The organism is Pectobacterium aroidearum (genome assembly GCF_041228105.1).
GTDB lineage: Bacteria > Pseudomonadota > Gammaproteobacteria > Enterobacterales > Enterobacteriaceae > Pectobacterium > Pectobacterium aroidearum.
This window is the reverse complement of sequence record NZ_CP166097.1, coordinates 517,277-530,430: the sequence shown is the minus strand read 5'-3', so window position 1 is coordinate 530,430 and position 13,154 is coordinate 517,277. Positions and strand designations below refer to the sequence as shown.

Annotated in this window: 8 protein-coding genes; 1 reads left to right on the top strand and 7 read right to left on the bottom strand. The window is 52.9% G+C overall.

The window, feature by feature from the left end; genetic code table 11:
• Nucleotides 1-130: 130 nt before the first annotated feature.
• Both AB8809_RS02370 and metH read right to left on the bottom strand, forming a co-directional pair.
• Nucleotides 131-1,087 (bottom strand): AraC family transcriptional regulator, encoded by a 957-nt coding sequence (locus AB8809_RS02370; RefSeq protein WP_181830658.1) that lies wholly within the window; start codon nt 1,085-1,087, stop codon nt 131-133.
• Nucleotides 1,088-1,634: 547 nt separating this feature from the next.
• Nucleotides 1,635-5,318, bottom strand: coding sequence for a methionine synthase (gene metH, locus AB8809_RS02365; RefSeq protein ID WP_349854745.1), 3,684 nt, complete (start codon nt 5,316-5,318; stop codon nt 1,635-1,637).
• 191 nt (nt 5,319-5,509) lie between these two features.
• On the opposite strand from metH, the gene iclR reads away from it, so the two are divergent.
• Nucleotides 5,510-6,340: a glyoxylate bypass operon transcriptional repressor IclR gene (gene iclR / locus AB8809_RS02360; protein WP_015841902.1), complete on the top strand. Its 831-nt coding sequence runs from the start codon at nt 5,510-5,512 to the stop codon at nt 6,338-6,340.
• A 339-nt stretch (nt 6,341-6,679) separates the two neighbouring features.
• Here iclR and aceK read toward each other — a convergent pair whose 3' ends face one another.
• The 5 genes from aceK to AB8809_RS02335 all read right to left on the bottom strand — a co-directional run bounded on the left by aceK (nt 6,680) and on the right by AB8809_RS02335 (nt 13,099).
• Nucleotides 6,680-8,407 (bottom strand): bifunctional isocitrate dehydrogenase kinase/phosphatase, encoded by a 1,728-nt coding sequence (aceK, locus tag AB8809_RS02355; RefSeq protein ID WP_349854777.1) that lies wholly within the window; start codon nt 8,405-8,407, stop codon nt 6,680-6,682.
• 49 nt (nt 8,408-8,456) lie between these two features.
• Complete coding sequence (aceA, locus tag AB8809_RS02350) at nt 8,457-9,764, bottom strand: isocitrate lyase (RefSeq protein WP_181830655.1); 1,308 nt, start codon at nt 9,762-9,764, stop codon at nt 8,457-8,459.
• Between the two features lie 31 nt (nt 9,765-9,795).
• Nucleotides 9,796-11,394 (bottom strand): malate synthase A, encoded by a 1,599-nt coding sequence (gene aceB / locus AB8809_RS02345; protein ID WP_180779200.1) that lies wholly within the window; start codon nt 11,392-11,394, stop codon nt 9,796-9,798.
• Nucleotides 11,395-11,677: 283 nt separating this feature from the next.
• Nucleotides 11,678-12,607 (bottom strand): homoserine O-succinyltransferase, encoded by a 930-nt coding sequence (metA, locus tag AB8809_RS02340; protein ID WP_349854749.1) that lies wholly within the window; start codon nt 12,605-12,607, stop codon nt 11,678-11,680.
• A gap of 126 nt (nt 12,608-12,733) precedes the next feature.
• Complete coding sequence (locus AB8809_RS02335; protein WP_369987034.1) at nt 12,734-13,099, bottom strand: hypothetical protein; 366 nt, start codon at nt 13,097-13,099, stop codon at nt 12,734-12,736.
• Nucleotides 13,100-13,154 lie beyond the last annotated feature (55 nt).

Genomic DNA, 13,154 nt, shown 5'->3' with positions numbered 1-13,154 from the left:
AGCTATGCGCAATGACAGCTTGCGTATGCGTAATGACAAAACGGGAACTCAGTGAGAAAACATCAGACAAGTAAACAAAAGGCGGTATCTGGCATACATGAGGCTCAGAAGGGGGATAACAGAAGGAATACTAGCTGACCATGCGCGCATCGCTCGGAGCCATACCGTAGCGTCGCCGGAAAGCCGTAGCAAAGTTGGTCGCGTGCTGGTAGCCCGACATCCAGGCCGCCTGCTGCACGCTGTATCCCTGCGCCAGATAGCGCCGAGCCAATTCCAGCCGGCAGTCGCGCAGGTAGTCAAAGACCGAATGACCATATGCCTGACGAAACTTGGTACGCAGGCTACTGCTGCTCATCGCGGCCAGCTGCGCCAGTTCATTAAGGGTGTAATCTTTTTCAGGCTGTTGTGCCAGACGTCGTCGAACATTCTCCAGCCGCTCCTGTTCGCCGGGCGGAGGCAATACGCGCCGTTCTCCGCCACGCTGCCCAAATGACAGGCCTTGCCCCAGCAGCTGTAGCATCACACCTTCCAGCATCATCTGGCGCGATAGCCCCGGCGTGGTATTTTCCAGCGCGTGTTGTAGCCCAGATAATAAGTAGCCGGGAACCTGCCATAAAAACGTCGGATTTCCCCCTTGTTCCCACTCGTTCAGCAGCGAGCCTAACAGTGGATCCAAAGCGAAAGTGGCGGGAAAAATACCCAGCGATACGGTGCGAAGATGACAATCCGCAAGGTGGCTGGCGTTCATGACTAACGGGTCACCCAGCCGGGTACTGAATGCCATGCCCGATCGCACAACAAACTCCTTACCGTTCAGGCGCAGCGCGACGCACCCTTCCAGCACCACCAGCGTATAAAACGGGCAACAGTGCAAAGAGGTCGATTCGTAAGGCTGCAATACGCGCACATTGGAGTTCGTCAGGCAAATACCGGAAGATAGCGTCATCTCTTCGACATCCCCCTGCACAACGATACGCTTTTCTTTCGTGCGATCGCGGCAAGACGACAGCTGCGGGAAGTGGTAATCAATCCCGTAACGTTCACCGATGTCGAAGAAATCCTCAATGGAAAAGAGTCGTTTGAGCATGAGCGGGAAGATACCCTCATCCTGTTTAACGCCCAGAATCAGGCCTGCAGTTAACGGACATAGCGTGAGACGCAGCGACATATTCGCCGCAGAGATTGTTAATCACCTTATCATTGCGAGACAGACGCATCAATAAGACTGATAACTATTCTCATCATAATGAGTTTCATGTGATGACAGGTTTAGAAGCAGAAAACATCCACGAGCTAATCAGTTTTGTTTTTCAACTGGCGTTAAAAATTATACTGAGGCGTACGAGGACGCCGTGTGAGCAGCATGGACGCTGCGAAAGCTAGTGCCGCACCGGGAGCGCGTCACTAGCGGCACGATTAGCGTTCTCGAATGCCGAAGGAACCGCGCAGCGGTATAATTTCGCCAGAAAGCCTGGGTTCTCAGGGCAGCGGCGATTGAGCGCCCTGAGCGGGCGTGGCGCTAGTGCCACAGAGAAATAATGTGGTCTATCACGCACGAAACGCCCCCTCACTGACATAGTTGAGATGACAACCTCTCCAAGGTTGATGTTGTCATACTCGACTTAGGTCGCAATTTAATCCGCATCATAGCCCAAATTTGGTGCTAACCAGCGCTCAACGTCACTCACTTCCATACCTTTGCGCACCGCGTAATCCTCGACCTGATCGTGTTGGATTTGCGCAACGGCGAAGTATTTGCTGTCGGGGTGGCTGAAGTACCAACCGGATACCGATGCGCCCGGCCACATGGCATAGGACTCGGTGAGCTTCATGCCGGTATGCTTTTCCACATCCAACAGCTGCCAGATTTGCAATTTCTCCGTGTGGTCTGGGCAAGCCGGATAGCCCGGCGCGGGGCGAATCCCCTGATAGTTTTCCCGAATCAGCAGCTCATTACTGAGGTTCTCATTCGGCGCATAGCCCCAGTAGACCTTACGCACACGCTCATGCAGGTATTCTGCAAAGGCTTCCGCCAGACGGTCAGAGATCGCCTTCACCATGATCTTATTGTAATCATCATGCTGGGCTTCCCACTGCTCGGCCAACGTATCTTCTTCCAGCCCACCGGTCACCGCAAAGGCACCGAGATAATCCGGTTTACCGCTGGACTTAGGCGCCACGAAGTCGGATAGACAGTAGTTCGGAAAATCGGTTTTCTCCGTCTGTTGGCGCAGATGGTGACTGACTGACAGCACCGTGTCGCGCCGTTCATCGGTATAAATCACCACGTCATCCCCAACGCGGTTCGCCGGGAATAAACCCACCACCCCACGAGGATTCAGCGCCCCGCGTGCGGATAAGTCATCCAGCATCGCATTGGCATCGGCGAACAAGCGCTTGGCTTCTTCTCCCACCACCTCATCTTCCAGAATGCGGGGATATTTCCCCGCCAGCGACCAGGTCATAAAGAACGGCGTCCAGTCGATGTAGTTGCGCAGCGTTTCAATGCTGGCGGTCACTTCCTGAACGCCCAAACGGTGCGCAACGGGCGGCGTATAATTTTCCCAATCCAGATCAGAGGCATTAGCGCGCGCCGCTTCCAGCGTCACTGGCGGCGTTCTCGGCTTTTTACGCGCGTGCTGAATACGCACGGTTTCGTACTCTTTACGGGTACGCGCCACAAAGTCGTCATGTTGCGTACTGGACAGCAGCGCCGACACCACACCAACAGAGCGGGACGCATTCTGCACGTAGACCGTCGGGCCGCTATAGTTTTGTTCAATCTTCACGGCGGTGTGCGCTTTAGAGGTCGTCGCGCCACCAATCAGTAGCGGCAGCGTAAAGCCCTGACGCTCCATCTCTTTCGCCACATTGACCATTTCATCCAACGACGGCGTAATCAGCCCAGATAGCCCGATGATATCGACCTTCTCTTCACGCGCGGTCTTCAGAATTTTATCCGTCGGCACCATCACACCCAGATCGATAATCTCGTAGTTGTTACATTGCAGCACCACGCCGACGATGTTTTTACCGATATCGTGAACGTCGCCTTTTACCGTCGCCAGCAGGATCTTTCCGGCTGACGTACCTTTGGCTTTACTGGCTTCAATATAGGGTTCGAGGTAGGCCACCGCCTGCTTCATGACACGCGCAGATTTCACTACCTGTGGCAGAAACATTTTCCCTGCACCGAACAGGTCGCCGACAACGTTCATCCCATCCATCAACGGGCCTTCAATGACCTCTATCGGCCGTGCAGCCTGCTGACGTGCTTCTTCAGTATCCAGCTCAATAAATTCGGTAATGCCTTTCACCAGCGAATATTCCAGACGCTTCTTCACATCCCAACCGCGCCATTCCGCCTGCGTTTTGCTGCCTTCATCGTCTGTTTTGCTACCGCGATATTTTTCCGCCAGTTCAAGCATGCGTTCGGTGGCATCGCTGCGACGGTTCAGGATCACATCCTCCACCGCATCGCGTAGTTCCGCAGGGAGATCGTCATAGATCGCCAATTGCCCGGCATTCACGATCCCCATGTCCATGCCGTTGCGGATGGCGTGATAGAGGAAGACAGCGTGGATCGCTTCACGCACCAGATCGTTGCCACGGAATGAGAAGGAGACGTTAGACACGCCGCCGGAGATCATCGCATGCGGCAGTTGCGCCTTGATGTCTGCACAGGCCTCAATGAAATCCACCGCGTAGTTGTTATGCTCGTCGATCCCCGTTGCCACAGCGAAAATGTTCGGATCGAAGATGATATCTTCCGGTGGAAAACCGACTTCTTCCGTCAGGATGCGGTAGGCCCGGCGACAAATTTCAATTTTACGTGCGCGAGTATCTGCCTGACCGACTTCATCAAAGGCCATGACCACCACGGCGGCACCATAGCGCCGCACCAGTTTGGCATGGTGGACAAAGGCCTCCACGCCTTCCTTCATGGAGATCGAGTTAACAATCCCCTTGCCCTGAATGCATTTAAGCCCTTTCTCAACCACGTCCCATTTTGAGGAATCGATCATGATCGGCACACGGGCAATATCCGGCTCGCCAGCAATGAGGTTAAGGAAACGGATCATCGCCGCCTCCGCATCCAGCATGCCTTCATCCATGTTGATATCGATGATCTGCGCGCCGCTTTCCACCTGCTGACGGGCGACATCCAGCGCTTCGTTATATTTTTCTTCTTTAATCAGGCGTTTAAAACGCGCAGAACCGGTAACGTTGGTCCGCTCACCCACGTTAACGAACAGGGTATTGGCATCGATAGTCAGCGGTTCCAGGCCGGATAAGCGGCAGGCGACCGGGATCTCCGGCAGCTTGCGCGGCGGCACGCCTTCCACCACTTTCGCCATCGCGGCAATATGCGCGGGTGTCGATCCGCAGCAACCACCGACGATATTCAGAAAACCGGATCGCGCCCATTCGCCAATATGTTTCGCCATATCGGCCGGACCTAAATCGTACTCCCCAAAGGCGTTGGGCAACCCTGCGTTGGGGTGCGCACTCACATAGCATTCTGAAATACGTGACAGCTCGGCGACATACTGACGCAACTCATCCGGCCCCAGCGCACAGTTCAAACCGAACGAGAGCGGACGAGAATGGCGTAGAGAGTTGTAAAACGCTTCGGTTGTCTGGCCGGATAGCGTACGTCCTGACGCATCCGTGATCGTGCCGGAAATCATCACTGGCAGGACGATCCCCAGTGCCTCAAATTCGCTTTCGACCGCGAAGCTCGCCGCTTTAGCATTCAACGTATCGAAAATGGTTTCGATCATGATCAGATCGACGCCACCCGCGATCAGTGCTCGTGTCGATTCGCGATACGCGTCCACCAGTTGATCAAAACTCACGTTGCGAAATGCAGGATCGTTAACATCGGGAGAGATCGAGGCAGTGCGGTTCGTCGGGCCAAGCACACCCGCGACATAACGCGGTTTATCCGGCGTTAACGCCGTCCATTTGTCCGCGCTGGCACGCGCGAGCTGTGCGGCGACGGTATTAATTTCCGCCGACAGCGATTGCATGTCATAGTCCGCCATCGCGATCGTGGTGGCGTTGAAGGTGTTGGTTTCGAGAATGTCGGCACCGGCTTCCAGATAGGCATCATGGATTTCGCTAATCACCTGCGGTCTGGTGAGCACCAGTAGATCGTTATTTCCCTTCACATCGCTCGGCCAGTCGGCAAAACGCTCCCCGCGATAATCTGCTTCCTGCAGGCGATAACCCTGGATCATGGTTCCCATACCACCATCCAGCACCATGATGCGTTGCGCCAACTGACGCCGCAATTCGTCTACCCGATTACTCACGCGAACCCCATCCCCAGCCAGTAAATACGATATGTTGCGTCTATCCTAGCATAAGTTATGAGCAGGCTAACGCAGTGTAGCGTGAGACTTTTTCAGGTCATTTACCGATAAAAAACACAGAGAAAGAAGAGTTGCATTCTGCGGTAAAAAAACGAAAATCAATTCCATTACCACAAAAAGGAATCGACGCCATGACGCCACCAGAGCCAGCTAAACGCGGGAAAAAACCCAGAGCCAGCACGGGAACCGCTGCACAGCCAACCGGGCAGGTTCAGTCCCTGACCCGTGGCCTGACGCTGCTTGAATATATCGCCAAAGCCAACGGCAGCGTGGCGCTAACCGACCTCGCTCAGCAGGCCGGTTTACCGAATTCCACCACTCACCGTCTGCTCACCACTATGCAACAGCAGGGCTTTGTGCGTCAGGTTGGCGATCTGGGGTTGTGGACGATTGGCTCACACGCGTTTATCGTCGGCAGCAGCTTTCTGCAAAGCCGCAACCTGCTGGCGATTGTGCATCCGATAGTACGAAAGTTGATGGAAGACTCGGGCGAAACCGTCAATCTGGCTGTACTCGATCAGACCGACAGTCAGGCGATCATCATCGATCAGGTGCAATGTACGGCGCTGATGCGTATGTCTGCACCGATCGGCGGTAAGCTGCCGATGCATGCTTCCGGTGCCGGGAAAGCGTTTCTGGCGCATTTACCCGATGCGCAGGTCACGCAACTGCTGCACAAGAAAGGGCTGCACGGCTACACACCGCACACTTTCAGCTCGCCACAAGCCCTAAAGGAAAATTTGTCGCTGATTCGCAAGCAGGGTTACTCCTTCGATGATGAAGAGCATGCGCTGGGGTTACGCTGTATCGCGGCCTGTATTCTGGATGAACATCAGGAAGCCTTCGCTGCCATTTCCATCTCGGGCCCCGTATCTCGCATCACGGACGACCGCGTCACAGAACTCGGGGCGCTGGTAATCAAAGCTGCGAAACAGGTGATGCAGGAATACAGTGGGCTATGAATAAAGTGTATTTCTCGTAATAAGAGCTTGTTATGACGAGTTTTACTATTACCCGGCGTAAAAATTATGCAGCGGTGAACTTGACCGCCGAGTGAGCGACAGGACGTCGCGAAAGCCAGTGCCGCGTCGGGAACGCGTCACTGGCGGCTCGACTAGCGGTCAAGAGCATCGATGGAACCGCGTAGCGGCATAATTTAGCCGGAAGCCTGGGTTCGTAGGGCGGCGGCGACTGAGCCGCCCTACGTCGGGCGCGTATACGGTATCGCATATAAATGGCAGCGGTGTGGCGCACGAAACGCTCTCTGAGACAGAATACATATAACGAATAACGAGCCACGCTCAAATTGCAGCACGCTGACTAAAACGCTTGCGGCGTCGGTAGGCGTACACATCCTCAATGTGCCCTTCCCTGATACGCTGCTGTAGTGCTCGCCAGTAATCCGCGCAAAACAGATCGCCGTGCATTTCCTCAAACAGCGTACGAATGTGGCGGTCGCTACACAGGAAATGGGGAAACTCTTCGGGAAACACATCATTCGGCGCGACGCTGTACCACGGTTCTGCGGCCAGTTCATCTTCCGGGTGACGCGGCGGCGGTATTTTGCGGAAATTCACCTCGGTCATGTAGCAAATTTCATCGTAGTCATAGAACACGACTCGCCCATGACGCGTGACGCCGAAGTTCTTAAAGAGCATATCGCCGGGGAAAATGTTCGCTGCTGCCAGCTGCTTGATGGCATTGCCATACTCTTCAATCACATCATGCAACTGCTGTGCGTTTGCCTGCTCCAGATAGAGATTCAACGGCGTCATCCGGCGTTCCATGTACAAATGCCGGATCACCAACCGATCGCCCAGATCTTCCAGCTTATCCGGCACCTCACGCCAAAGTTCATCCAGCAATTCCGAGCTAATACGGTGTTTATCAATGACGAAATTTTCATATTCCTGCGTGTCCGCCATGCGCCCGACGCGATCATGTTCTTTCACCAGTTGATAGCACGCCATGACCCGCTCCGCACTCACCTCTTTCTGTGGCGCAAAACGATCTTTGATGACCTTAAATACGCGATCGAAAAAAGGCAGCGTAAACACCAGCATCACCATCCCTTTCACGCCGGGAGCGATGATGAACTGCTCTTCTGATTCGGCAATGTAGTGCAAATATTCACGGTAATACTCGGTTTTACTGTGCTTCTGACAGCCAATCGCCAAGTAAAGCTCCGCCGTCGTCTTCCCTGGCAAAATATCCCGCAGCCAGGCAACCAGCGCAGACGGCAGCGGGGCATACACCATAAAGTACGAGCGGGCGAAACCGAACACGATGCTGGCGTCTGCCTGACTGGTTAAGCAGGTATCAATAAATAGCGCACCACGTTCATTGTGATGAATCGGCAACAGGAACGGAAAAATACCGTCAGGAAGCGACAACTTGCCCACCAGCCAGGCCGCTTTGTTGCGATAAAACAGTTCGTTAGCCACCTGTAACGTCGCCTGAGCAAGCTGCTCCGCAGAAAACGTGCGCTGTAAATACGCAACGATATAGCCAATATCACGCGGTAAATCTTCCCACGGTAACCGCAGTGGCACATCACCCAGCAGCTTTTCCAACATGTTCTGCCAACCGTCAGTGGGCACAAACGTCTTGGCGATAGGCCGGGGAATCTCACGAAAACGTTGTTCAGGCTGAGAGCTGAAAACAAACAGCTTATCCGGCGTCAGTTCCCGATGGTTGAACAGCCGACAGTAGACGGAATTAAAGAAACTCTCGGCAATTTCAAAACGCGGGTAGTCTGGCAGTAAGCGGGTGTAGATATGCTTCACGCGCGCCAAAAAATCCGCATCATCGCAGCGGATACCGGTAATACAGCGCAACTGTTCGACCACCAAACCAACGTGGTGATCGTATAGGTGAATACGCTGTTTCATCGCCTGCTGTACGGCAGGCCAGTCAGCCTGTTCAAAGCGCTGCTGCGCCCCCGCCGTCACTTCAAGAAAACGTCCATATTGCGCATCAAATCCCTGCAGGATCGTCTGCGCCACCAACTTTTCAAGGTCACGCGTCATCATGATCTCCAGATAAAACCCGGCCAGCCGTACACTGACCGGGTCAGGATCAGAACTGTTGTTCTTCCGTCGATCCCGTCAGCGCCGTCACTGAAGACTCGCCTCCCTGAATGATGTTCGTCACCTTATCGAAGTAGCCGGTACCGACCTCCTGCTGATGCGATGAGAAGGTATAGCCGTCTTTAATCGCCTCAAATTCAGGCTGTTGCACTTTTTCTACATAGTGCCGCATCCCTTCACCCTGTGCATAGGCGTGCGCCAGGTCAAACATGTTGAACCACATACTATGAATGCCGGCCAGCGTAATGAATTGGTACTTATAGCCCATCGCCGACAGCTCATCCTGAAAACGCGCAATCGTGCTGTCATCCAGATTTTTCTTCCAGTTAAAGGAAGGTGAACAGTTGTACGCCAGCAGCTTACCGGGGAACTTCGCATGAATCGCTTCTGCAAAACGACGCGCCAGAGATAAATCCGGTGTTGAGGTTTCGCACCACACCAGATCGGCATAAGGCGCGTAAGCCAGACCACGGCTGATTGCCTGCTCAATTCCAGCACGCGTACGATAGAAGCCTTCTACCGTGCGTTCTCCAGTGATGAAATCACGGTCATATTCGTCGCAGTCGGACGTCAGCAAATCCGCCGCATCCGCATCGGTTCGCGCAACTAGTAAGGTCGGCACGCCCATAACATCCGCCGCCAGCCGCGCCGCGATCAGCTTCTGAATGGCCTCCTGAGTCGGCACCAGCACCTTCCCTCCCATGTGTCCGCATTTTTTCGCCGATGCCAGTTGATCCTCAAAGTGCACCGCTGCGGCACCCGCTTCAATCATCGATTTCATCAGCTCAAACGCATTAAGCACGCCGCCGAACCCTGCCTCCGCATCCGCCACAATCGGCAGGAAGTAGTCGGTATGGCGCTTGTCGCCCGGCTCAATGTGATTCGCCCACTGAATCTGATCGGCACGCCGAAACGTGTTATTGATGCGTTCAATCACCGCGGGCACGGAGTTCGCTGGGTAGAGCGACTGATCGGGATACATGCTGGACGCCAGATTGGCATCCGCCGCCACCTGCCAGCCGGAAAGGTAAATCGCCTCAATGCCAGCTTTCGCCTGCTGTAAAGCCTGTCCGCCGGTCAGCGCCCCCAGGCAATTCACATAGCCTTTGCGCGCATCACCATGTAGCAGGTTCCACAGCTTCGCAGCACCGAGCTGCGCGAGCGTACATTCCGGGTTCACCGAACCCCGTAGATTAATCACATCTTCTGCGCTGTAGGGGCGCGTAATACCTTCCCAACGCGCGGTTTTCCACTCTTTTTCAATATGCTGGACTTGTTGGGTACGAGAGGTCGTCATAGCAGAGGTTCCTTTTTATTATCAGTCAGGATTAATCAAGCAGTGCGTAGCCGGGTAACGTCAGGAAGTCGATCAGCTCATCTTGCGTGGTGATTTGCTCCATCAGCCGGGCGGCGTCATCAAAACGCCCTCCACTGAAACGGGCATCGCCGAGCTCCTCCTGAATCACAAACATCTCTTCGGCCAGCATCTGTCGGAACAGCGCCTTGGTGATCACTCGACCATCGCTCAATGTCTTGCCGTGGCGAATCCACTGCCAGATTGAGGTGCGGGAGATTTCTGCCGTCGCCGCGTCCTCCATCAGCCCATAAATCGGGACGCAGCCATTACCGGATATCCATGCCTCGATGTACTGCACCGCAACGCGAATATTCGCGCGCATCCCCACTTCCGTGCGCTCTCCCGGACAAGGCTCAAGCAATTCCTCGGCACGAATGGGGGCATCCTGTTCACGGCCGATATTGAGCTGATTTTTACGCTCACCTAACGCTCGATCGAACACCTCCATCACGGCATCAGCCAGCCCCGGATGGGCCACCCAGGTGCCATCATGCCCATTGTGAGCTTCTAACTCTTTGTCTTTACGTACCTTATCCAATACCCAGTTATTGCGTTCCGCATCCTTACTTGGAATGAACGCCGCCATCCCGCCCATGGCGAACGCGCCACGACGATGGCAGGTCTTGATCAACAACCGTGAGTAAGCGCTAAGGAAGGGTTTTTCCATCGTTACCGACTGGCGGTCAGGCAGCACGCGATCGCCGTGGTTCTTTAATGTTTTGATATAGCTGAAGATGTAATCCCAGCGCCCGCAGTTCAGCCCAACGATATGATCGCGCAAGTGATAGAGGATCTCGTCCATCTGGAAAACAGCAGGCAGCGTTTCAATCAACACCGTCGCTTTGATCGTCCCACGCGGCAGGTCAAAACGATCTTCCGTATAACAGAAAACGTCATTCCACCAGGCCGCTTCCTGCCATGACTGCGTCTTGGGCAGATAGAAGTAAGGGCCGCTACCTTTCTTCAGCAATTCCTGATAGTTGTGGAAAAAATACAGTGCGAAATCAAACAGGCTGCCAGGAATGGCCTCCCCCTGCCAGGACACGTGTTTTTCAGGCAAATGCAACCCACGCACGCGGCAAATCAATACAGCAGGATTGGGCTTCAACTGGTAAATTTTTCCTGCTTCGTTGATATAGGAAATCGTACCGCGTACGGCATCCCGCAAGTTGATTTGCCCGTCGATGACCTTTTCCCATCCCGGCGACAGTGAATCTTCAAAGTCCGCCATGAAAACTTTCACATTGGCATTCAACGCATTGATTACCATCTTGCGTTCAACCGGGCCGGTAATCTCAACGCGACGATCCTGAAGGTCATCGGGAATACCGCGTATTGTCCACGTCTTATCACGAATGGAAGCCGTTTCTGAAATAAAATCAGGAAGCTTACCCTGATCGATATTACGCTGCTGGACCTGCCGTTCGGCGAGCAACTGATTACGTGCCGGCGTGAAATGCGCGACCAGCTCCGTTAAGAAATCAATCGCTTCCTCCGTAAGAATTTGCTTCTCACCTTCACCAAAACGCTGACTAAACGCCAATTCTCTGTTTATCGTCTGCTGCATCATTCGTGGTTCCTTTTCAGATTCCGCTTCATTCATCAACAACCGCCAAATCGGCAAACCAGTATGTATATTTCTTAGCCGACAGAATTAAGCGTAATACAAGAAAAATCAAAATCAAAAACAATTTCCATTTTTTAATCCATGTGAGATTAACTCATTAATAAAAATGAAAATTAAAATAGAAGAAGAAGAGAAATGACTTTCACTTATCAGCAGAAATGGCGATGGTTCAGCACAAAAAAGAAAGGCACCTTAAAAGGTGCCTCAGAGAAAGAACGAGGATGGATTAGTCCAGCGTAGGGTTCATTCGACGTAAATCGTAAGGCGTAATCTGGTAGACGTAGTAATTCAGCCAGTTAACAAAAAGCAGATGACCGTGACTACGCCAGCTAGCTTTCGGTGCCAGTTCAGGGTTGTCGTCAGGGAAATAATTAACCGGAACCGCTGGATCCAATCCGGCATCATAATCACGGAAAAACTCTCCAGCTAACGTCAGAGCGTCGTACTCTGGGTGTCCGGTAACAAACGCCAGACGCTTATCTTTGCTGGCAAACAAATAGGCCCCGGCTTGCTCTGACTCAACCAGAATATCCAAATCTGTATGCTGCCGAATCACATCAGCCGGGAAATCCGCATAGCGCGAATGCGGAGCCAGAAACGTTTCATCAAAACCGCGGGTCAGCAACGCATGGGGTTGTAACGTCTGATGCGAATAAACGCCAGAGAGCTTTTCCTTGAGGGTCATCTTAGGAATACCGTAGAGGATATTGAGAGCGGCCTGCACAGCCCAACACACAAATAATGTGGAGGTAACATGCTCTTTTGCCCACTCGATGACACGCGCGATCTGTGGCCAATAAACAACATCGCAGAAATCGACTAATCCCAACGGTGCGCCCGTCACAATCAGGCCATCAAAATTGTCGTTCTGAATATCGTCGAAATCGCAGTAGAAGTTATTCAAATGCTCGGCCGGCGTATTCTTTGATTCACGGCTATCAATACGCAACAGCTGGATATCAATCTGTAGGGGAGAGTTGGATAACAGGCGCAGAAACTGGTTTTCAGTCTCGATCTTTTTAGGCATCAGGTTCAGCACCAGCACTTTAAGGGGACGAATTTCCTGCGTTTTAGCACGCGAGGACGTCATGACAAAGACGTTCTCATTACGCAGAAAATTGACAGCTGGTAACTCATCAGGAACCCGAATTGGCATAACCTTATATCCTCAAAGCATACGTTTAAACGTTTAGACATCCAGATGCCCGAAGATAGCGAGTTTTCGTACTAATGTCGAGTGCTCAGCGCATAAGGTGAAAATGTTTCACGAGCCCCCTCAGTACTACTTCTGCTGAATACGTTTGAGCGCGTCAGAATCACTCAGGGGAACAGCGCTAGAAATAACAATGAGTCTGGATTTACGACAGCTCATCACGGTGATCTCCTGAAGTATGCGCTCCTCTACAGGAGAAAGCCCTCCTTCATTCATTTCCAGTGCGTGAATCAGTAGAGTCGTGCTTCTGAACCAGGTGCGCCAATCGAAGGGAGTAACCTGACGGATAACACTTCGCAATGCCTTAGAAGCAGCCATAAAATCAGCAATCAGGATCCTATTGTTGCTGAATATACTCTGCGTCGAAGCTTCAAGCTGCGTACCAAGATGACGTATTGTAATTTGATTTTTACGGATTTGGATATAGAGATTCATAATTGGTCTTCCTGACGGTTTTATCTTCCTCACGCACTCCCAAATAGCACATAGC